This is a genomic window from Syntrophorhabdaceae bacterium, from assembly GCA_035541755.1.
In the GTDB taxonomy this organism is placed as follows: domain Bacteria; phylum Desulfobacterota; class Syntrophorhabdia; order Syntrophorhabdales; family Syntrophorhabdaceae; genus PNOF01.
On record DATKMQ010000173.1, the window covers coordinates 13402 to 35522 of the forward strand.

Annotated in this window: 22 protein-coding genes; 2 read left to right on the forward strand and 20 right to left on the reverse strand. The window is 50.8% G+C overall.

The features are described 5' to 3' along the window. Positions 1–158: 158 nt before the first annotated feature. Entirely contained in the window at positions 159–977 is an 819-nt protein-coding gene (modA, locus tag VMT62_16940) for a molybdate ABC transporter substrate-binding protein (protein ID HVN98114.1), read from the reverse strand. A gap of 223 nt (positions 978–1200) precedes the next feature. Between modA and VMT62_16945 the strand changes: the two genes are divergently transcribed. Together VMT62_16945 and VMT62_16950 are read left to right on the forward strand one after the other, a co-directional pair. Then, positions 1201–1809 carry a MotA/TolQ/ExbB proton channel family protein gene (locus VMT62_16945; protein ID HVN98115.1) on the forward strand — a complete coding sequence of 203 codons (609 nt, stop codon included), beginning with the start codon at positions 1201–1203 and terminating at the stop codon, positions 1807–1809. A gap of 23 nt (positions 1810–1832) precedes the next feature. Then, positions 1833–2210 (forward strand): biopolymer transporter ExbD, encoded by a 378-nt coding sequence (locus VMT62_16950; protein HVN98116.1) that lies wholly within the window; start codon positions 1833–1835, stop codon positions 2208–2210. 15 nt (positions 2211–2225) lie between these two features. Here VMT62_16950 and VMT62_16955 read toward each other — a convergent pair whose 3' ends face one another. From VMT62_16955 to VMT62_17045, 19 genes are all read right to left on the reverse strand, one after another. After that, positions 2226–2534, reverse strand: a complete 309-nt coding sequence (locus VMT62_16955; protein HVN98117.1) for a carboxymuconolactone decarboxylase family protein — start codon at positions 2532–2534, stop codon at positions 2226–2228. Positions 2535–2618: 84 nt separating this feature from the next. Next, entirely contained in the window at positions 2619–3767 is a 1149-nt protein-coding gene (locus VMT62_16960; GenBank protein ID HVN98118.1) for a hypothetical protein, read from the reverse strand. Continuing rightward, positions 3764–4771, reverse strand: a complete 1008-nt coding sequence (locus VMT62_16965; protein HVN98119.1) for a radical SAM protein — start codon at positions 4769–4771, stop codon at positions 3764–3766. The genes VMT62_16960 and VMT62_16965 overlap by 4 nt, the downstream gene beginning before the upstream one ends. Positions 4772–4940: 169 nt before the next feature. Continuing rightward, positions 4941–5495 carry a flavodoxin domain-containing protein gene (locus VMT62_16970; GenBank protein HVN98120.1) on the reverse strand — a complete coding sequence of 185 codons (555 nt, stop codon included), beginning with the start codon at positions 5493–5495 and terminating at the stop codon, positions 4941–4943. Between the two features lie 27 nt (positions 5496–5522). Continuing rightward, a complete protein-coding gene (locus VMT62_16975) occupies positions 5523–6710 on the reverse strand; it encodes a molybdopterin molybdotransferase MoeA (GenBank protein HVN98121.1) in 1188 nt (395 codons plus the stop codon). A gap of 21 nt (positions 6711–6731) precedes the next feature. Continuing rightward, on the reverse strand, positions 6732–8873 hold the full coding sequence (locus VMT62_16980) for a TonB-dependent receptor (protein HVN98122.1): 2142 nt from the start codon (positions 8871–8873) through the stop codon (positions 6732–6734). A gap of 95 nt (positions 8874–8968) precedes the next feature. Continuing rightward, positions 8969–10045, reverse strand: a complete 1077-nt coding sequence (locus VMT62_16985) for an ABC transporter substrate-binding protein (protein HVN98123.1) — start codon at positions 10043–10045, stop codon at positions 8969–8971. Further along, positions 10035–10865, reverse strand: a complete 831-nt coding sequence (locus tag VMT62_16990; GenBank protein HVN98124.1) for a class I SAM-dependent methyltransferase — start codon at positions 10863–10865, stop codon at positions 10035–10037. The genes VMT62_16985 and VMT62_16990 overlap by 11 nt, the downstream gene beginning before the upstream one ends. 145 nt (positions 10866–11010) lie before the next feature. After that, positions 11011–11799, reverse strand: coding sequence for an ABC transporter ATP-binding protein (locus tag VMT62_16995; protein ID HVN98125.1), 789 nt, complete (start codon positions 11797–11799; stop codon positions 11011–11013). Further along, the gene (locus tag VMT62_17000; protein ID HVN98126.1) at positions 11790–12806 is read right to left on the reverse strand and encodes an iron ABC transporter permease; all 1017 of its coding nucleotides are present in this window, start codon (positions 12804–12806) and stop codon (positions 11790–11792) included. The genes VMT62_16995 and VMT62_17000 overlap by 10 nt, the downstream gene beginning before the upstream one ends. Beyond that, positions 12803–13957 carry an ABC transporter substrate-binding protein gene (locus VMT62_17005; protein HVN98127.1) on the reverse strand — a complete coding sequence of 385 codons (1155 nt, stop codon included), beginning with the start codon at positions 13955–13957 and terminating at the stop codon, positions 12803–12805. Before VMT62_17005 ends, VMT62_17000 begins: the two co-directional genes overlap by 4 nt. Before the next feature lie 10 nt (positions 13958–13967). Continuing rightward, positions 13968–15026, reverse strand: coding sequence for an ABC transporter substrate-binding protein (locus VMT62_17010; GenBank protein ID HVN98128.1), 1059 nt, complete (start codon positions 15024–15026; stop codon positions 13968–13970). A 30-nt stretch (positions 15027–15056) separates the two neighbouring features. Then, positions 15057–15659, reverse strand: a complete 603-nt coding sequence (locus tag VMT62_17015; protein ID HVN98129.1) for a class I SAM-dependent methyltransferase — start codon at positions 15657–15659, stop codon at positions 15057–15059. 78 nt (positions 15660–15737) lie between these two features. After that, entirely contained in the window at positions 15738–17849 is a 2112-nt protein-coding gene (locus VMT62_17020; protein ID HVN98130.1) for a TonB-dependent receptor plug domain-containing protein, read from the reverse strand. A 32-nt stretch (positions 17850–17881) separates the two neighbouring features. Further along, entirely contained in the window at positions 17882–18703 is an 822-nt protein-coding gene (locus tag VMT62_17025; GenBank protein ID HVN98131.1) for a class I SAM-dependent methyltransferase, read from the reverse strand. 32 nt (positions 18704–18735) lie between these two features. Next, positions 18736–19347 carry an FmdE family protein gene (locus VMT62_17030; protein ID HVN98132.1) on the reverse strand — a complete coding sequence of 204 codons (612 nt, stop codon included), beginning with the start codon at positions 19345–19347 and terminating at the stop codon, positions 18736–18738. 34 nt (positions 19348–19381) lie between these two features. Further along, a complete protein-coding gene (locus VMT62_17035) occupies positions 19382–20182 on the reverse strand; it encodes an energy transducer TonB (protein HVN98133.1) in 801 nt (266 codons plus the stop codon). Then, on the reverse strand, positions 20179–21015 hold the full coding sequence (locus VMT62_17040) for a DUF364 domain-containing protein (GenBank protein ID HVN98134.1): 837 nt from the start codon (positions 21013–21015) through the stop codon (positions 20179–20181). Before VMT62_17040 ends, VMT62_17035 begins: the two co-directional genes overlap by 4 nt. Before the next feature lie 9 nt (positions 21016–21024). Next, a partial coding sequence (locus tag VMT62_17045; protein ID HVN98135.1) for a TonB-dependent receptor occupies positions 21025–22121 on the reverse strand: 1097 nt, incomplete at its 5' end.

Sequence of the window (22121 nt, forward strand, 5' to 3'; positions counted from 1 at the left end):
ATAAACGTTCTTACCTATCAGACAAAGAGCTTATCACAGGGATATGTTTACGTCAATATAACGAATGTTTTCGGGATAATTTGGCCGCCTGGTCCTGTACAGGCGGCCAAATTTATAAAGGAATCGGAAAAGGAGAGAAAGCCTACGTTTGTATTGCGTTATTTCGCGCTTCTGAAACCATATTTCTCGAGAATCTGCTGTCCCTCGGGGGAACAAACAAATTCGACAAATGCCCTTGCCTCTTTTTCGTGTTTCGTTTCCATGATTACGGCAATGGGATAGAGCACCCGCTCGTGGCTTGCCTCGGGTGCTATCGCTGCCACGGAAACCTCTTTGGCCCGCGCGCGGGCGTCCGTGGAAAAGACCATGGCGGCATCCACCTCGCCGCGCGCTGCGTAGTCGAGCACCTGCCGGACGTTTTCACCGAAAACAAGCCTGTTTTTAACGTCATCCCATATCTTCAAGTATCTCAGTGTCTGCTCCGCGTACATCCCGGCTGGAACCGTGGCGGGGTTTCCAATAGCGATCTTTTTTACCCGAGGGTCCTTCAAATCGGAAAAAGATTTTACGGACGCATTCGAAGCTGAGGGCGCCACCAGGGCAATGCCATTGGCAGCGAAATTGGAACGTGTTCCTGCAACAAGGAGGTTCTTCTTTTGAAGCTCATCCATTTCGCGGGCCGCAGCGGACGCGAACACGTCAACCGGCGCCCCGGCTTCTATCTGGCGGACGAGATCGCCGGAAGCTGCAAAGTTGAAAAGAACTTTTACGTTCTTTTGTTTGGCCTCAAAGGCCTTCCCGATCTCCTCAAAGGAGTTCGTCAGACTGGAGGCGGCCGAAACTGTTATCTCGTCAGCCCCTAGCGCCACTCCCTGCAGTAAGGCAAAAGAAAATAGGATGGTTAAAATGCTTGGAATTATAACGACCGCGACGCGGGCCACGCGCTTGTGCAACTCCCACCGAAGAGATTGTCTCATGGATGCCACCTCACTCTCTCATGCTTTTATACACCGGCCGTCAAAACAGATGTATGGGTCATTATATACCACAGGGAATAACGCTTGTCAAGAAGTTTTTCAGGATACAATACGGCGAAAAGCCTTGACCTATGGTTATATAGTGTAGTATATAACGATGACTGGCATGAATGATCTTATGACTTCAATTGGGAATGGTAACCTTATCTTATCGGCGGGACCCATGGCGAAGGTCGTCGCTTCGATCCTTTTCCTATTCTCCCTGATCTCGTGGACGATCATATTTAAAAAATGGAGGCAGCTCAACGAGGCGTACCGTTGGAGCGATTTGTTCCTGAAGACCATGAAGGGGAATAACCCTAGAATTGTGCCTCTTCCGGGCGAGATGGAGGACGAGAAGAACCCGTTCTCAAGCCTGTTCTCTGTGGCTCGCCAGGAGGCATTGGTGCGCGGCGGCGAAAACAAGACGATGACCGTCGAAACTATCATGGCGATACGAGGTTTGATGCAGGCCGTGGGGGCGGAACAGATTGCCCGCCTTGAAGACAGACTCACTTTTCTTGCAACTACGGCGAACACCGCCCCCTTTATCGGCTTGTTCGGGACCGTCTGGGGGATTATGGACTCATTCCGGGAGATCGGCGCCAAGGGGACAACGAGCCTTGCAGTTGTGGCGCCCGGCATAAGTCAAGCACTCATCGCCACGGCCATAGGCCTTGCCACGGCTATCCCTGCCGTGCTTGCGTACAACTATTTCATGGGGAGGGTCAAAGGCATTGCCTCGAAGATCGAGAACGGCTCCATATATCTCCTCAATTACCTGACCCGATGAAAGCGAAGAAGACAGCAGGTCCATTGTCTGATATAAACGTTGTTCCGCTTGTCGATATCATGCTCGTGCTGCTCATCATCTTCATGCTCACATCGCCTATGATGCAACACGGGCTGGGTGTTGATCTGCCCAGGACGAGTGCAAAAGCGCTTCCCCTTAAAGATGATCCCCGGGTGATCACGGTGAACAAAGAAATGAAGGTGATTCTCAATGAAAAGATACTTGATATCAAAAACCTCGGGCCGGCCCTGCAATTTGCTTTTGCCGGCAAACCCGAGAAGGAGATATTGCTCAAGGCAGACAGCTCTGTCCCCTACGGTTTCGTGGCACAATGCATGACGGCGATGAGAGAGGCCGGTGCAAACAAGATCAACCTCGTGACAAAACCTATAGATGAGTGACCGGCTTGAGTCTTGTCAGCGCGTTTCAATAAAAACTGAATATGCCTCCATAAACGTGGGAAATCCGGTAGTCTGGATGATGAGGAGCAGAGTATGCAGGATCTCCTCGTCCGTCGCCCCAGCTTCGCGCGCCTTGCCGATGTGTGTCTCGAGGGCAATCCTATGGTTACTCGCCCCTGAGATAGCAACCTTCATGAGCCATCTGGTCTTCTCGGACAGCGGGCCCGACTTTTCGTGGATTTGTCTTCCCAGGGCCTCATGGGCCCTATAAATCGCCGGAAACTCCTTTTTGAACTTTCTAAAAGCATCGTGCACATCTTTCATGGAATGTCTCCTTTTAGTCGGTTTTACAGCAAGTATAGCCCACAATTTCTTTCTGTCAATATTGTACTCTCCATGACAACCCATTTATCGTGGTTTGTCCTCACGATGAATAACGGCCATGGTGCCCTGGTTGTGCATGTTGCGGGAAAAGCACTCCACTGAAAGGTCAGCGCCAGCTACCATGTGCATGAACATGCTCTTATTTCCTACTGCAATACTTCTGCCAGGAAAGATCCTCCCGAAGGTGCCCTCCGGAATCGATTTGAAGAGCCCGGAGAGCGGATAGTCCGTGGTGCTTTCTTTTTTGTCCAGGTATTTGTACCCCGATCCCGTGGGATAATCGAGAAAACGGTGCTCACCCGTGGTTATGGTCAGGTATTGGGCCTCTCCCGGCTCGTAGTAGTACCATTCTGTGCCGTTGCGACACGGCGAATGAGACCACAGAAAGTCATGCAAACCAACGCCTTCAAGCACGATGAGGGCCATATTCCGAGTTGCAAGGCCTTGTTCCAGCGCCCCGAAAATACCGGTAATGGCTTGGATGCTGTGGCCCGGTGCATGGAGGGGGACATCGAAATTGAAGGCCGGTATTCGCGCCGGCGTCCTCATGGCGCCGGCTGTGGTCTTGAAGGCGTACCCCTCGCGGGCAAGCATGAGGTATTCCGGTACTTGTGACGCCTCCTGAGCGGATCCGTCAAAAAGACGCACTACTTCGTCTCGATGAACTATCTTCTGTATGTGAGGATGCCCTCGCAAGATCTTCATGTCCTCATCGCTTGGACCATAGAGGCCGGCGTACCGCGCCGACCAGTGCGTGCACACGGCAAGGCCGTCTAGCGCTGTTGCATCGATAAAGCCCGAAAGCGGTATCATGTCGCCCATTCCGACTACAATGGCGGAGAAACCGGATATGCTGAGAAACCGCTCAACTTCCAGAAACGCATCGGCCATCATTTTCGCCCGGTCTTCTTTGGTCATGGGTGTGTATCTGCCGGAAAAATACTGTGCCGCGTAAGTGAGAAAAACCAAACGTGGGTTATAGCGGCCAATCAGATCAAGGCCTGTATCAGTTACCCAGCGGTTGCTGCCAGGGTCCATATCACCCGGATAGGGGTGTCTCTGCAACACGCCCCCTACCATCTCGACAAGAGCCCCCGCTGCCTTGACCTCATCGCCTGTCCGAAGGTCGAAGGTATTCTGCCATCCCCTGGCATCCACAATCGCCGTACTCATTGTCGCGCTCCATTGAAGTCATCACGAATTGTGCCGGTTAGGAGTTTAATCCCATGTCCGCACGTTGGACAGAGTTTTCCTTCGCCGTTTAAGCGCTTGAGTTTGTCACCACCGCAGCCCAGGCTGAACCGCTCTATGACCACGGTCCCGCAGGCGGGACACAGGGTATCCACCCATTCGGAGCCCACAAAGTTGTGAAAATAGATGTATGGTAGCCTTTTTCGCGCAGACTTAAGCGCTGCGTCTATGGCCCGAATGTCGGGATACTTATCACCCGTCATTTCGTCTTCTGGAAGAAGACGAAATACATGCCAGGGTATCTCCCTGTCGACTTCCGAAAGAAAGTCCACTATGGTATCGATATCCCCGTCGTTTGCTCCCTCTATGATGGGCGTGGTCACCTCCACATGACGATCCCGTGCCAGTCGTCTGATATTACGGAGCACGGGTTTGGTAAAGTTGATGCCTATATAGGTCTTGTTGAAATGGAAAGAGATCCCCTTGAGGCTAATGTTAAAAAATGAGAAGATCGATGCCAGAAGCTCCGTTGATTCCACGGTCATGTAACCGTTGGTAAGACACCCCATGGGCAGACCGGAAGCCTTTGCCTCCTCCGCAAGATCCATGAGTGAAGGGATGGACACAGTAGGTTCATTGACGTTGAATACAATACTCGAACAGTTGAGCTTCTTCGCCATGTTCACCAATTCTCGGGGTGAGAGGTTATATAAGAGCTCCTGCTGAATCGCGGGATCTTCTTTTGCGACGAAGGCGTTCGAGCAGTATTTGCACCTGAAATTGCAACTTAAGGTGCCGATCGCTAGGCACCTGCTCCCAGGATACGCGTGATAGAACGGGATAGATTCGAGCCGTGATGCCCCGCAGGAGCTCCAGCGGTGAGGAAATCTCTCTTTGATGGCTCCTTCCGAGACCGCATACATCCGACAAAAGCCCGTCTTGCTTTCGTTTAGCTCACATCGTCGTTCACAGTAACTGCAATGCATGGTTTACCTCTCCGCTGATGCTATCCGCCGGTTCACAGATTCGGCATAAGGGAGCGAATCCAACGATATAACGATTACCAGGAATGTTTTCTCCTTAGAGTCATCCGGACGGACTATCTGCACCATGGTCACCGTTCAATTCATTCCCTTTTTCTGCGTCACGCTCATCTTAATCCTGTACTAGCTGTCTGGCAAAACTCACCACCGGCTGTATCGCGATCCAGTCTGTCCAATCAAGTGGACTAAAAAATCTGGCCAGCATCTCCCTTGCTTTCTCGTCCTTTTTCAGCCACCAATCTATTTGAAGCCTTATTCTTGGTCCGCTCATAAGAATCTTGTCGATGTAGCTCAGCTTACCGTAATTGAATGCGCCTCGAAGCGGATAGTATGTTACCTTCTTTCGTATATCCACGGGAAGACTGGCCCGGAACACTTTGTCTTGTCTTGGATCATTAGATGGAACTCCTGTAACAGCAAAGATTGCAAGTTTCTTTTCACATAGGATCTTCCAGTTACGCTTTACAAAACTTATATGTTTTATCCTTCCCATATACACGGGAGATCCAAAGAGAACCGTTGAATAGTGCTTCAGAAAGGGCGGGTCAAATGCCGAGATTTCGAAGATGTCAGCCCCGACTTCTTCCGCTATCCATTGGGCGTATCGTTTCGTGCTTCCATATTTTGTCCCGTACAGTACAACTATTCTCTTGAGAGATTGTTCCACTTTCTTGTCCCTTTCCTTAAGAATGATTCATTCAAAGTAGATTATCTCCACAAACTCTCCTGCCTCCAGACCGGCCCGATCTTCCGGAATCATAATATATCCATACTTCCCCATTAAATTGGATTCGCCAAGCATCTTGATCGGCCTCGCTTTGCCGTCGTGAATGTTAACTTTTCGCACCCCTCGTACTCCGAGAGAAGCAGTTGCTCTCCCTATCAGTTGCGCCTGATGTCCGGTGCGGGATGACGGGGGATAATGACCGAGCTTTTTGACAACAGCGTCAACAAACATGAAAGCAGCGACGGCGCATGATTCGGTATAACCGGGAAGAAAGATTACCGGTATCGTCTTCTCCCCATTTCGTATAAGACCTGTGCCCATATGGTTTCCAGGGTGTAGGGCCACACCATGAAAAAGTACCTCCCCCATTGACGATATCACCTGTTCCATGAGGTCTCTTTTACTCTTGGAGCTCCCGCCTATGGTGATAATGAGATCGTAATCGGTTCCGTCCATCAAAACCTCTTTGAGTTGTGTTTCGTCGTCGGGAACGATCTCGTGGAGCGTGGGGCAGCCGCCATACCGTTCAACAAGGAGACTACACATGAGTCCGTTCGTTTCGTAAACGAATCCCGGAGAAATCTGATCACCCCTTTTTACGCACTCATCACCGGTGGGTACGATCAAAACACGGGGTCTGTCGTATACTTCGACATCGCCCACCCCCAGCTTGGCAAGCATGGCAATGTCAACAGGCTTCAGCTGCAGCCCCTCTTTATTTACACAGTCACCCCTGGCTAGTCCACCACCCCGGGGCCAGATCCATTGATGTTTTGTTACTTCTTTGGAAACAAGAACACAGCCGTCCCTTTCCTTGGCGTCTTCAAGAGGGAGAAGCGCGTCGGCTCCTCCAGGCAACGCGCTCCCCGTGTGCGCCAGCACACAACAACCACTAGCGATGTGTTCATCTGTGGTTACGCGCAGCACCCTCTCGGAACCCTCCCCGCAGCCAACGGTATCAAGGGCTCGCAGAACATAACCGTCCAGAATACACTGATCATAATGCGGATAGTCCATAGGCGCAACAACATTCTTGGAGAGCACCCTGTTGTCGGCATCCTCCAGAAGCACTGTCACTACGCGTTTCAGGGGTTCCACAGTCTCAAGAAGGGACGCGATCGCCTTATCAACGTTTGGGAGCATGCTATTTTTCATATCACCCCACTCGAATTGGGATCAAAAGTTGACGCTTACTACGCCCATAATCGTCCGGCCAGGGTTGGGATATACATATTCCTGGGCAAATTGCCTATCCAGGAGATTTTCAACCGTAAGAGCAGTCTTTAGTATGGTTCTTTCCGTTAGTTTCCAATCGCGCCATATCTTTAGATCGACCGTCTGGTAGGAGTCCATACTGTAAAAAGGAAGTCTGGTATTTTCATTGTCGTAGAATTGGTTGCCCACGTATCGGTATATGAGGCTTCCACTCATGAGCCTGGGGTTCATGTATTGTATTCCCGCGTTGCCCATGAAACTGGGGGTATTGGCCACCTGGTTTCCTTGATTGGCGGGATCCTCTATGATAAGAGATTTATTCAGGGTCAGATTCATGACAGCTGAAAATTGATCCGTGATGATCTGATTTATCTGAGTTTCAAGGCCATAGATCTCCACCTTGCCTATGTTTTGGATCTTCAGAAGCGATACGCCGGGGACAGTCGGGCTGGGACTATAGACGCCTGAAAACATATTTTCGATCTTCCCGTAATATGTGGTCATGTTGAAAGAAGTGCCTGTTTTTTTCAGCTGCCCTTCCAATCCAAGATCCACCATCCAGGTCTTTTCCGGTTTCAAGTCAGGATTCGCTACACGCCACGTGGTCCCGGTGGTAGTATTTTGAAAGTACCACGTGGGGAGGCCGGGATAGAATGCCGTACCGGCAGATGATCTAATAGCGAACTGATCGTTGATCCGATATTTTGCTCCTCCCCGATAGGTAGTATAGTTACTGGAAGAGTCCTTCAGATAGTTCGGTGTTGAAGCGCTATCGTAGATATCGTGGAATTTCCAATTATCATACCGAGCACCCATCAGCAGAGAGAGCTTTTTGTCAAGGAATAAAGCTTGGTCCTGGAGGTAAAAGGCCTCTTGGTCCGTTTTATAATCGGTCCCGGAAACGGCTGCCCCAGTGGTCCACGTGTTTGTATCTGATCCAATCCTTTCTCTGCTGTAGAAGGTTCCAGCTGTTAAAATGTTGTTCTTCCCCAGGTAAAAATCGTCCTGGAGTTCCAGGGGCGTCCTCGTCACTTTCGATTCTTGCGAGTAACGCTTCCTCCAATCAAATACAAGCTTCGAACCGACTTGAGAAATGCCGTAATCGGTCTTGGCCGGTCTATCCCAATCCTGGTATCCTCCGGAAAAAGTGATCTTCATTATGTTACTAACAGGAAGTTGAAACCGGACACTTCCGAGGCCCTGTTTCCCGCTGTCCAAAGGAATCAGATTGGGCTGGCCGCCGTTGATGTTGAGAAGGGCGTAGTTATATGCAATCGTGAAGCTTGCTCCGTCCCTTCCAATCCAGCCAGCCTTTCCCGACAGATATGTACTGCTATAATCCGCGCTGTCCACCGTCGCAGTCGTGAGGGTCGAAGGACTCTTTGTATATATCCTCCGCGTATTGTCGATAGGAATATTGCTATATCCGTCCGAATAGTCGCCGGCATAGGAGAGATAATAGTGGAACTGGTTATCTCCCTGTCTAAATGCCCCACCCGTGCTGGCGTAAGGGCGCTTCGTATTGTTGCTGCCGTATCCGACGGAAAGTGTAGACCCCATATCTTTCTTACCCTGCCTCGTAATGATATTCACAACGCCGCCTGATGCGTTGGCGCCATAAAGGGCGGATGAGGGACCCATGACAACGTCGATTCTCTCTATATCATTCCTGTTAATGGTATTGGTAAACGATATCGAGGATCCAACAGGCATGCCGTCGATGAGATAGACGGTCCTCGCACTAAAATCGCCTGTTCCCCGGAGATTTACCCAGGCCGGATTCTTATTTGGCGCCTGGCCGACAAATACACCAGGTAAATCCTGAATAAGCTGACCATAGTTTGGGATGATATAGTCGGGCTGAGATTCTATGTTTTCACGATCAACCGTGTACGTGGTGAATGGAGAGTATTCTGCCGGGGCATTGGTCTTCGTAGCGGTTACGACTACTTCAGGAAGAACAATGCCCTTTTCGTGCGTCTTACTCTCCTCGGATGAAGCCGTCGGTCCTCCCGGCGAAGCGTTTGCTTTTTCCGCTGCCGATCCTGCTACGGGGGAGAACAATAGTGCAATTAACAACAGTAAGCAGAAAATCCGTGACATAGTGGTTTCCTCCTCTTGAGAATAATAGAATGTGGTGGAACAGGTGCTCGCATTCGTTGATATTCCTTTCTAATACATATCGATGGCACTATTACTTACGGAAACAGGGCCCTTTTCATCGTCTCTTCCGGTACATTTATTCCAAGGAAGAGCCGGTAGAACTTGCAGGCCTCCCCTATTATGTCTGTGTGGTGCCGTTCAGGGTAGAGACGCCACATGAGCCACTTGATGCCCAAGAGCCTCATAAATGAGGGCGGTCTATCGAACCAATTGAGAAGCATTGTCGGGGATAGATAAACCCTGCCTGTTTTGACCGCCCTGACATTCTGCCACCGCTCGTCTTTGAAGACATTCCCGTAGAAAGCAGGCTCTGTCGCTATAATTACCTCGGGATCATAGCGAAGCACTTGCTCCAACGAGACGGGCTCCCTGCCCCTCACTTTAAACCTGCCATCACTGCACCGATGGACGTTTGTTGCACCTGAAAGCGAGATAAGCTCTGCATGAATGGACGTATCACATTCCGTAAAAAGCCCGCTCATTCCTTCCGCATAATAGACGCGGGGTCGCTCGACCTGAGGGATAAGGTCTCTTGTTCGGGCCGTCTCTTTAAGTACCCGATCACCGTAATCGGCAAGGGTGCGCGCCCGTTTTTCACGTCCAAGGAGATTCCCAAGGAAGAGAAAGGCGGCAGGGTAATCGCTCGTCTTATCGATCTTCACGTACGCCACAGGGATGCCGAGTTTGGCGAGCAGTTTCTCTGATGGCACATTGAGTTCCATGTTACCCCACATTTCAGCGACTACTACATCGGGTTTTGCTTTGAGAAGGGCTTCCATGGTTATTGTAGCGCTCTGCCCGAAAAATCCCCCAACCACGGGGAGTTTTTCCACCTCAGGAGACAAATATTTCTTCTGTTCTGTTGTAAAAGGTGCGCTTATTCCTGCAAGGAGAGTGGGATCGATTGCGTAGATGAGATACATTACGATTGGCCAGTCCCCGCAGACTTTTGTGATCCTGTCTGGCACCACGACTTTTCGGCCCGCCATATCCGTTATCTCACGGGCACACGAAGCCGTATAAGAAGAACCAACAAAGAGAACAAAGAGAACAAAGAAAAATGAGGCCTTGAGACGCCGGGATGGCCGAGTGGCGAGGCGGTTATTTCTCATTGCCCCTCCATATTAGCACTCCGGTAACACTGCGTCTTTTGCACTGGACAGATTCATGTTGTTCGCGATCCCTGAAGAGAGTGGCAATGGCGGTTAAGATTCGTGATTGGTCAACTCCTCGTCCCTGCGCTTCCACGCTTCTTGCCAGGTCTAGAGCCAGCTCCTGCATGGTTTTCGTTTCCTCTATGGTAATCGGAAAAGATGTATACGAAAAGATTCTTCCCATCTGCTTAAGCGTTTTTCGAATGTTACGAATGTCTGGCCTGGGGTTGAGAGACAGGCTGAGCATCCGCCGTATCTTGTTGCAGGTGGGGTGACGTTGTATCTTACCTGTTGCTATGTAGACGCACCATTGCCTGGAACACTTCTCCATCTTTAGAATATCTTCTTCGTCCTCTACTGCTTGGGACAGGGCCGTGAGAACAATGTCGAAAGCCCCCGAGAGTGCTTCCGTGTCTGGATCAATTTCTTTCCAGGAAGCCCGGACGGTCCTTGCGACCGTTACATCGACGCGCTGAGCTTCCGCGATGAGACGCAAAAGCATCTTGTCGGATATGTCAAGTGCCGTAACCGACGCTCCAAGCAAAGCCAGGGGAAGTGCGAAGGTTCCCGGGCCGCTGCCTACGTCGAGAATATGCGTTCCTGCGACGATAATGCCTTTACGCTCTAAAAGATCGATAACCTGGTTCGTTCGTGCCACAGTCTTTTCCTCGAAGGGAAGGGTATACTCTGACGCCTTTTCGTCCCAAAAAAGACGACTGTCTACGCCGAGGCTTGTTTTATCGTTAGTCAAAGCGGCGTTATTATCTTGTTGGGTCATCTGATTCACAATTTGCATCCTCATCAATCATTTCAGCTCACAGGCTTATGCCGTCTCCAGTTTTGCTATATCCGTTTAAAGATGCGACGACGGATAACAAAACTGCACGCCGCACCGGTTGCTCCTAACGATTGTCAAATCCCGCTTAGCTGCATATACTCTCCGGAACGCAAACGCGTAAAGAACCATTAAGCTTCAGTACGTTGACTCTTGCGTCATAGAGATGGAATAGATTTTCGTCGCTAATTATGTCGCCACATGCACCATCTGCCATAATGGCGCCGTTCTTTATCATGATTGCGCGGTGGGCGACCCAGAGCGCATGCTCCGGCGAGTGGGTTGATTTGATAAAGGTGTATCCTTGCCTCGAAAGCTTCATGATCTGATCGAGGAGTCTCAACTGGTTCCCGTAATCGAGGCCGCTCGCCGGTTCGTCCATGATGAATGTCCTGGCGCCCTGGGCGAGCGCCCGGGCGATCAAGGTGAGTTGCCTCTCTCCACCGCTTATCTCCGTATAAGCTCTGTCCGCGAGGTGCGCTATGGCGAGCCTTTGGATTGCATCACCGGCCACGCTCATATCCTCCTTGGAGTATCTGAAGAAGAAAGTTTTGTGGGGTATCCTCCCCATGAGCACCACATCCATAACCGTGTAGGGAAAAGAACTTTTATGTGTCTGCGGCACGTAAGCTATTTTTCTGGCGAGAAACTTGGAGCCAAGCTGTGCAATATCCTCACCGTCAAAGAAAATTCTGCCCTCGGCCGGGCGGATAAGGCCGAGCATGATCTTGATGAGGGTGCTCTTTCCGCATCCGTTGGGCCCGAGCAACGTAAGGATCTCTCCCTCTGCGACGGTGAAGTTGATATCGTTCAGCACGTTCTTTTGGGTATAGCCGAAAGATACCCCTTGCACTTCGATCAATGGTTTTAGTTCCATCCTTTTTTGGCCTTTCTCAATATCATTGCAAAAAATGGTATGCCGATAAGTGACGTGGTGATTCCGATAGGGATCTCTACATTGAAGAGCATGCGCGAAACATCGTCCACAACAACGAGATAAAGAGCCCCGATCAAGGCGCTCGCGGGGACAAGCACCTTGTTGTTGGGACCGACGAGCATACGGGTGATATGAGGAATGATAAGCCCAACCCAGCCGATCATCCCGGCGAGCACGACTGTGAGCGCACTCATAAGCGTCGCGAAGAATATAAGGAGCATGCGAACCCATTCCACGGGAATGCCGAGCGCCCGTGCTTCCTCGTCGCCCATACTCAGCGCATTGAGATACCCGGAAAAAAGTGTTATGAGGATAATGCTCGCCACCTGTGGGATGCCTGCAGCGAGTAGTGTTTTTCTGTCAACAAGTGATAGCCCGCCCATGAGCCACTGCGTGATGGCTGGCAACTGGTTATACGGGTCAGCGATGTATTTGATGATCGAAAGAAGAGAGGTGAAAAGAGCGCCGCTGATAACACCGCCAAGAACGAGGAGCAGGACAGTATTTCCCTTATGCATCTTGGCTATGCCCACAGAGACAAGTACCGCCATGAACCCGAAAACAAAGGTTAAGCATTGCACAGCGACCCAGCTTTTAGAAAAGACCATGCCCACCGCTGCCCCGAATGAAGCGCCGGCAAGCACGCCGAGGAGCGAAGGCGAAACCAGGGGGTTCACGAACATGGCCTGGAAGGCTGCCCCTGAGACGGAAAGCGAAGCGCCGACGAGGATGGCCGCAAGGATACGAGGCAAGCGGATATCGATGAGAAGGTTTTCGAGTAAAAGAAGCCGCTCACGTTCAATGTTCCCCACACCGGATATTTTGAAAAAAAGGAAACGGCTAATATCGCCCGCCGCGAGCGGGTATTTACCAAGCGTGAGCGAGAAGCCCGCTACGCCTATAAGCAGGAGCGCAAGAAAAGGGAAAAAGGTTTTGCCGTGCTTCATGGATAGATCACCTTTCTGATTTCTTCGTCGGAAAGATCAATGCCCAAAAACAGTTTGTAGAACTTCTTTGCGGTCCCGACTATGTCGATGGGGTATTCGTTAGGGTAGAGGCAATTGGCAAACCACTTTACGCCCAGGAAGCGCATGAACGACGGAGGGCGGTCGAACCAGTTGAAGGGGGCCTTGGGGATAAGATAGACCCGCTTGTCTTTGACAGCCTTTACGGTCTGCCATCGGGGGTCTTTGAAAATGGCGTCAAAAAAGGTGTCTTCCTGCACCACAATCAGATCCGGATTGTACGCGATTACCTGTTCGAGATTTACTTTCTCCATGCCCATCTGGTCCTTTATGTCGCACCGGTGTACGTTTACCCCGCCGGCGAGGTTTATTAGTTCGCCGTGCCACGATGTATCGCATTCGGTACTCAGACCATCAGGGCCTTCGGCGTAATAGACCCTCACTCTCTTTGAAGCGGGTATAGACCCGATTTTTTTTTGCACGTCGGTCAACGCATCTCTTCCATACTTGCTCAAGACCATTGCCCTGTCTTCCTTTCCCAGAAGCCTTCCAACGAAAATAAAAGCTTTTTCGTAATCCTTGAGGCTATCAACCTGAACGTGAAATTTAGGGATGGGGAATTTCTTCATCATCTCTTCTTCCATCATGCTCTTTCCCATGGACCCCTTTTGCCTCCACATGATGATCACATCAGGGTCTGCCTTTAAGATCAGCTCAGGATTTGCGGTCTGGCCCTGGCCGAAAAAGCCGCCTATGACCGGCTTGGTCGTGACGCTTTTTCGGAGAAACCGCCTTTCCTGTTCCTTAAGGGGAAAATTGAGGCCCACGAGTACGTCCGGATCCATGGCGTAGAGCATATATGTCGAAGGGGGCGAAGTAGCATATACTTTTATTACTCTGTCAGGAACGGTTATCTTACAACCATCCATATCGACCACTTCCCGTGCCCTGGCGCAGGGTGCGGCAGCGACAATGCACAAGACCGTTAAGAAGATAAGGGCCCATTTACGAGATAATGCATGCAACCTTGTGGCACCCCCGTTTCTTATTCGCCCCACGATACGATGCTCTTTGCCGGGTATGAGCTTCTGCTCCCGGCGGCATTCATATGTCAAAAAATGCACCGACGCCACGTACGCCCCCTCATTGCTGATATATCACCTGCCTTATGTCCTGTTCAGAAAGACTCGTCCCGAGAAAGAGCCGATAGAAGTCACGGGCCTCTTTGACGATGTCGATCCGGTAGTCATTCGGATAGAGACAATTCATTAACCATTTAAGACCAAGGATACGCATGAACGACGGAGGGCGGTCGAACCAGTTAAAGGGGTGTCTGGGGATGAGATAGACGCGCCCTTCCTTCACCGCCTTGATATTCTGCCATACCGGGCTCTTTTCCCTGACGACCTTATCGTAGAAAACCTTTTCCTGCGCTACGATGACATCGGGGTTATAAAGCATGATCTGCTCCATTGAGACCTTCTCAAACCCCACGTGACTCGATGTGTGGCAGCGATGGACATTCCTGTCGCCTGCGAGCTGGAGCAGTTCCACATGGATCGAGTCATTGCATTCCGTGCTGAGGCCGTCCACACCTTCAGCGTAGTAGACCGTAGGTCTTTTTTCGGCGGGGATCTTGCTTACCGTGTTCTTCACATCATCGAGTGTTTTTCGGAAATAGCCGCTTAACTGTTTGGTCCGGTCTTCTCTCTTGAGCAGTCTACCGAGGAACAAATAGACCTCGGGGTAGTCGGAAAGACTCTCGGCCACGGCGTAGACAAAGGGTATGTTGAGCTTCTTTATCGATTCTTCCGATCTTTCGTTAATCGCGGATTTGTTTGCCGACCACATGATCAACAAATCCGGTTTTGCCTTGAGCAGTATTTCAACATTGGCGGCCTGACCCTGACCCCCGAGAGATCCGATAACCGGCAGATTGGCCACCTCTTTCGGGAAGTATTTTTTGTCCTCATCTTTTATGGAGAGATTGAGCCCCGGCAACATGGACGGGTCCACAGAGTACATGATGAAGGAGCCATAGGGCGAGGGCGCATATACCTTCCCGATAGAATCCGGTAAGGTCACCGTGCGGCCGGCCATATCGACAACCTCCCGCGCGTTCGCGGTAGACAGTGAAGTAAGAGCCGGTACAAGGAGTGCTATTATTAGTGCAATGATACCAAAGTTTCTCTGTTTCAACATTGATGCTACCTCCTCATCAGTTCAGCGTTTTCATCTCCACATTTCAATCCACAGGCCCACTTCACTTCTTGTTACGGAGCAATTCTTGATACCGGCCTGTTGCAGTGCTTTGCGGTATTCAGTTTCATGATTTCTACTTCTCTTCATAGGACCGGACCACGCTTTATTGATTTCCCTCATCTTTGCCATGACCTGCGCCTGGATTTCCGGTGAGCCCAAACCCCCTCCGATGAAAGCCCGTCCGCCCGGAGCGAGAACCCGGTATATCTCATGGAATGCCTTTGCCTTGTCCTCCCAGAAGAATACCGAGCCCCTGCTTACGACAAGATCGATAGATTGGTCATTGACGGGAATTTCATGCACATCACCGCGGAGAACGGACATCCTTGCTTTGAAGTGGGATGCGGCGATGTTTTGATTTGCGATATCGATCATTTCCTCCGAACTGTCGAGGAGCAGTATGTCAAGGTCTGTAATGCGTGCGAGGGCCAGGGAAAGATAGCCGCCGCCCGATCCCGCATCGAGACAGACGCCATTTGTGATGCCCGTTCTTTCTGCTATCTGTTGCGCGATGAAGACATAAACAGGAGCGAACGCCTCCCGAGCGATCCTGTCGAATTGTTGGACGTCCATCTTCATATTCTTATTAGTCCCATCTAATCCTCGTCGCCGAGAAGTTCTTCACGACGATCTCTCATTTTCCTTTGGATGTTAGAAAAAGCTGTAGGCAAGCTGCACCCCGACTTGAAGACCGGGGTCTCTGTATGTGCCCGTCACGTATCGGGTGGCATAGTGGGTGTTACCCAGGTTTCGTCCGTATAGCGTGATCCTTGTGTCCCTGTTTAAGAGTTTGCAATTGTACGCTACGTTGGCGTCATAGCGCTGATAGCCGCCCAGTTCATAGTATATGGTCCCTATGGGGGAAGTGCTCTGGCCGTGGGTATCCACAGTCCGCGCGCTGAAGTTGGCGTCGAAATTCTTGTATTTGTAGCTGATGACGCCGCTCGCAAAATTGTGACCCATACTCCTATTGGTGGAGAGGTCGTTGGTTGTAACGTAAGTGTACTGGATGCGGTAAATGAGGGTGCCGTACGTAGAGGACTTGAACACCTCTCCGGATGAGCCGAATTCTGCTCCCCTGGTTATTATGTTCGTTGTGGTCACATAATCGATCTCGTCTCCTGTGGACGGGTCGATAAAGGAGGATTGACCGCCGACAGTTGTACTCGTCTTCTGGTTTGCCGTGTCGTAGTAGTAAATGGTGAGCCACGGATTCAGGAAAGAGTACAGGTTTGCGAGAACTCCGCCTTCGTATCGGGACCGCTTTTCAACGGGCAGGACCGTCTTGGAAACGCTGTCCTGATATCCGGATTGATAATTCTCCGTATAGGCATATCGTCCGGTGAGCGTGAGCTTTGGGATGAGTTTGAATGCGGTGCCCACGGTGTAGGCGTATACCGGTCTCGACCATTCGTTCACCGGCCTATATGTTACAGGACTATCGTAATAGAGTTCCTTGTCCACTCTGATACCTGCGTCTACGGTCATTCTGTCATTCAACATATGGTACTCATCCTGGGCGAAGAGGCCGAACAAGTCCTCGTCGCTTCTACTTGCTGAACTTGGAGCGTTTGCGGCAGGGAAAACCTGGTCGTTCCACTGGCCTCCGGCCTTCAGAATATTGTTGTGAGAAGTGAGGACGTGTCTCAAGCTCAAGCTCTGGCTGCGGCTGTCCTGATCTGAAAAGGTCACTTTTTGACCCTTTCCGTCAGGGAAATTGGTCGTCATACTCGTAACGATGATGCCGTTGTACGCATAACTGAAGTTCGTCGTATGTGTATCGTTCCAGTGTTTGCTCAAGTTGGCGGCAAACATGTTTGAGATGAGAGGGTCTATCTTCCACTTGCTCGTGTCGAGGGTCCCGACCGGCCCGGTTCCGCCAGGCTGCAGGATTAGACCACGCTCGAATTCTCGCATGCCGCGGCTTGCGTAGTAGAGTACATCGGCTTCCAGGTCAGACCGTGTATATCCGCCCCGAAGAAGGGCGGATTCGTTGCGGCTTGCGTTGTACCAGTTCGATTTCCCGAGCGTGTTGTTGTAGGTGCCGGCTACCCGGTAATCAAAATTGCCGATTTTAGACCCCTGGTAGAGGTGCTCCTTTTCGGTATGAAAGCTTCCGTAGCTTGCCACCGTGCCGCCTTCAAGTTTTGCAGCCCGTTTGGTCTTGATAATGATGAAACCCTGATTCGAGTCGCCGGTGGTTGAGCCAAAGTTGGTGAGAGGGCCGAGCGTGAGTGCCGTGGAATCCCGCATGACTGTTACAGACTCGATGGCATCCACAGGAAGGGTCTGAAGTATGCGATCAATCTGCGAAACGTAGACACCGTCCAGGATGATCCCGAAATTGCCTGTACCCCTCATATTGGAGAACTCCATGTGCTGTCTTCCCTGAAAGGTCACTTCCATGCCGGGCAGTTGTTCTATCACATCCCAGACGGTTTCTGGGTGCAGGGCCTCGATCTGTTCGCTCGTGATGGTGTTGGTCTGAAGCTTGCTGCTTTCGGCCACCGCGTATGGGCTTGTCACCGGCTCTGCAATCTTCTTACCGGTTACTGTAATCTCTTCAAGGTTATGCGAACTCTTGGGAAGGGTCTTCTGCGGGGTCTCAGCCTCAGCTTTTTGCGCCGCTTGATCTCCCGATGTTTTTTGAGTGCTTTGTGGGTCCTTTTGTTCTGTCTTTTCCTGAGCAAACGCCATTTGAGATATGAGAAAGATCCCGAGTATGAGTACAGAAAATAATGTTCTTCTGAAAATGCATTTCATTGCCGCCTTCCTCCTTATGAAATTTTGCGAAATTAACTATGGCTATCCTTGTTCCACCAGATTACCGCCCAGGTGATTGGCTTTTCGTAATTGAGCATCCACCATCCCGCATCGTAAACCAGGTGTTTGTCCAGATACTCGTTGAGCTTCTCTGCTTCTTCAGGGGTCATATCGCCGAGCATCCATTTCATGGATTCAACAACCTGATGGCGTCTCTTGTATGCCTTGTGGTTCCTCTCGGTTATGAAATCGATATTCGCCCTCACCCCCATCTGATAGAGGAGATTGTACGTGTATATATAGTCAGGGCCGATGTTCAGCTCTCTGCCTATGGCCTCGAATACGCGCCGGTCATGGGGCCCGTCATCCACGATCGTAGAAATATAGACGCGTCTTTTTGCCATGCTGCTCAGCTTCAGGATGGCTGAACGGAGGTCATCCACCACAAGAGAACGCGAAGCGATCGCCACATCGTGGAGACCTATACCTGCTCTGCCCCAATCATCTGCCCAGCTCGCATTGATGGTCCTGATATTTGAAATTGCTGACCTGTGGCACTGCTCCCTGAGGATACGGATCATAGCCTCGGAAAAATCTACGGCTGTGATCGCCTTTACACGTTTTGCGAAAGGAATGGCGAGCGTTCCTGCCCCGCAGGCCATATCAAAGATAGTCCAGTTGCGTTTGGGATTAACTATTTTCAAGAATGCTTCGGCGTACGCAGTTTTCGCTACATGCTCGGCAAAAGAAGGCGCCCGTTTATCCCAGGATGCGGAGTCGCGGGTAGGATAAGGGCGTGTTGCTTTCTTTGCCTTCCACACTTCATTCCAATCTATGGTCTGAATATCGATCATCTATCTCCTGGTATCGCCTGCGGCGGACTTTTTTACACCTTTGGTCTCGCTTGAGAACCAAGCGGCTCATAGTAATAGCTGTTGCTCGCGCAGGGTTTACAGAGGGTATTTCCATCTTGGATAACTTCTCTCATGTCCATGATCCGCTCTCCACAGGAGGCGCATGTGACCACATGGAGCGGCTTACCCGGTAAATCTTGAGGCTTCAGATCCACGGAAACCTCCACGACATTAAAGAGGTCTTCGGCCGGCATCGTGAGATATGCGTCCGTATGAGGACTTTGCTCGATCTCTTCGCGGGTCTGCTTCTTGTTGCCGTCTTTATTCTTTACGTTCACCCGGACCGCTTTGCCGGTCTTCAGGTTTACAAAGGTAGCGGCCATCTTGCCGTAGTCGAGGATCTTCATGGTTCTTTTGCCTGGATGACATCCCGTTGTGGCAAGCAAGGCATCGGTCACACACCTGTCCGTCTCGGCAAAGACAATAAGATCTTTTCTGTCTTTTCCTTTGGGATCGTCAATGCCAATGGCTTTGAGCCCTATGATTGACATACGAGTGCCCAGGGTAATTCCGGCACAGAGGTCTCCGTGAAATTGTTTTGCTCGCTCCAGACACATTTCCAAATCCAGTTTATCCCTATCCATAGGAGCATCTCCTTTGCATTTGATTGATCTATCTCTACTCCAACTTGTACGTAACAGGCATGATAAGTTCCGCCTTCATGGGCGGCCTTGGGAAAGGCTGCACCTCCTTGATCACCGCCAGCACGTTCTTATCGAGCACCTCGTGCCCCGAGCTGACAATGATTCTCGAGTTCTCAACGCTGCCATTTTCCTTAATGAGAAAGGAGACCACAACCTTTCCCTTCCATCCCATCCTCTTTGCTATCTGAGGGTAGGTAAGATGTTTCATAATGAGATCCCTGATGTAGGCGTAATGTTCCGCGAGATATTGCTCGATGAGGAGATTTGCGTCACCCGAACCGGTGCCGTGGCCTCTTCCCGTGCCACCTCCGCTGCCTCCCTCGCCGCCCGAGCCCACGCCGAATCCGCCACCACCCGGTCCTCCCGAGCCGCCTCCGATTGAACCTGTCCCCGTGGGCGAACCGGCCGGCACGGTAGTTGCCGTCACAACATTTTCCACGGATGGCGCATCCAATGGCGCAGTTTTGGGTTGAGCGTTGTCTGCCTTATTCCTGTCGATGCTTACGGCTTGCTCGGTTAGGACTTGAGCGGCCTTCGCGGCCATTATCCTGTGAGCCACGGGCGATGGTTGCCCCTTCTTTATCTGAAAGCCCACATCCTTTATGCCGCTGCCGCCATTGCCGCCCGGCATTTCATCGCTCAAAAAGACAACCACAGGGGCATCGAGTTTTTTGTCAAACTGGCCGGCCAACACGATCGCGGCGCTTAGTACCACAAAATGGACGAGAAGCGATAGAACGAACTCTTTGCGTATTGATCCAATCTTTTTGTTCATGAATTAGCTTGATCGTTCCTTTCATCCCGGATGATATTGATCTTTCGCAAACAGGAAGCTTGAAAGAGGTGGTACGCCCCTCCTCCTTGTGCAAGGATATCGAGCATCTTGTCGACGGCGGTCACCATGGCCCCGCTCACGATATGCACATGCCTTTGGAATAGCGCATCGGGCAGGAAGCTGACCGTGGGTCCTGTGACGATCACCCGTGCGTCGGGACTCGTATAGCCGAGGAGTTCATCGATAGTTCCGTTAGCCACCGATGCACCGGTAATGATCACCGTATCGCAGCGTGGAATTATTTCTCCGGCTTTCTTCGACGGTACGTAGTATCGTATTTCATCCTTATGGAGAGACTGCCTCTTCTTTTCGATCACGTAAAGCCCGATCCCATCAATAATCTTGAGTCGCGACAGAATAGGACTAATAGCCCCCACCATGGCTATTCTTTTTACGGATTTGAGGTTGACGACATCAAGAACGTCGCGGTTGTTTGCCATAATGTATCGATTCTTGGTAAAGAAACGAGAAGAAAGGGCGTTCAATACCACGAGACGTACTGTGTTGAGAAGCGGCGAGTCATCTGATGTATTCAGTATTTCAGAAACAGATGCGCCCCGGAGGTTTCCAGGGGCGCCAAGCTGCAGAGGCATATTGCTACAACAGGGATTCTTGTGTATGTCCGAGACAGGCGTGTATGAGACGCCCCCGGACCCGCTCGAAAGCTTCACCCCTGTAAAGAATATGCCCACAACCAATCCCTCTATGACTATGTGGTTCAGGGCTTTGCCATAAAGCCTTTGAAGGATATCTGCGGTCTCATCTACAATCATGACGATTCTTCAGAAGCTATATCTCACGCCTGCGAAATAAGTTCTTCCCGGTTCCGGGTAGCCGACCGCATACTCGTAATACCGATCAAAAGCGTTATTGACGCCGGCTTCAACCATCAATCCTTCTCGTATGATGTAGGACGCTTTCATGTTGACAAGTGCAAATGCCCCTGTATTGTAGATTCCATCAGACGTTGTGCCGGTATCCGAGAGATACTCGACGCTAACTAACGTGCTTAATCCCTTGAGGGGGGTTGTGTATTTCACATAGCTAAAGATCTTGTGCACCGGAACGCTGGTCAGCCTGATATATGTGGGGCTGTACTGGTTGATAGGCGTCTCATTGTTCCTGTCAAGATACGTATAGTTGAGCCCTCCTTCGATGTCTTTTGTGACAGATACCACTCCCTCTATTTCAATACCGTATTGCTGCACCTCCCCGATATTCTGATTCTGCGTTATTTTGGGAGCGACCGTGATGGACTGAATGGCATTGGTAATGTCATTGTGAAAAACCGCGGTCTTAAACCGCACCTTTTTCAGGAACATATCCTCGTAACCAATCTCGTAGTTAACCGATTTTTCAGGCGCCAGACTGGGGTTGGGCAGTTTTGTTCCGAAACCTCCTGAAAATTTTTCTTTCATGGAAGGGAACCTTGTCTTCTTTTCGACGCTGGCATGGAGCTTGCCCGTATCGGAAACCAGATAGAAGAGCCCTGCTTGAGGGTTCCATGACGAGGTGGAGCCGACCGCATAGTCAAACCAACCACCAGGTACATTCTTGGGATCCCATTCGCGGGCACGAAGCCCCTCCGCTTTGTCGTGGCTAACCCCGATAATTGAGTAAAGACTTTTGGTGATATCAATGGTGTCTTCCATGCCCCAGGAGCTAATCAGATCATCGGATCTCTGCCAGGGTTCGGGCAAATTGTCGCTGCCAACCGTGTTACGCTCATTGTGGGTATCTCTTTTGTAATGGAAAGCTGTCTTAATGTTGTTTCTTGGAAGAAGGGTGGTACCCGCTTCGATGGAGCCGCCTATTGTCCAGTCGTCGTATAAGCTCCTTGCTCCAAAGCTTGTATCGTATACGCTGTAGTCTTTATTGG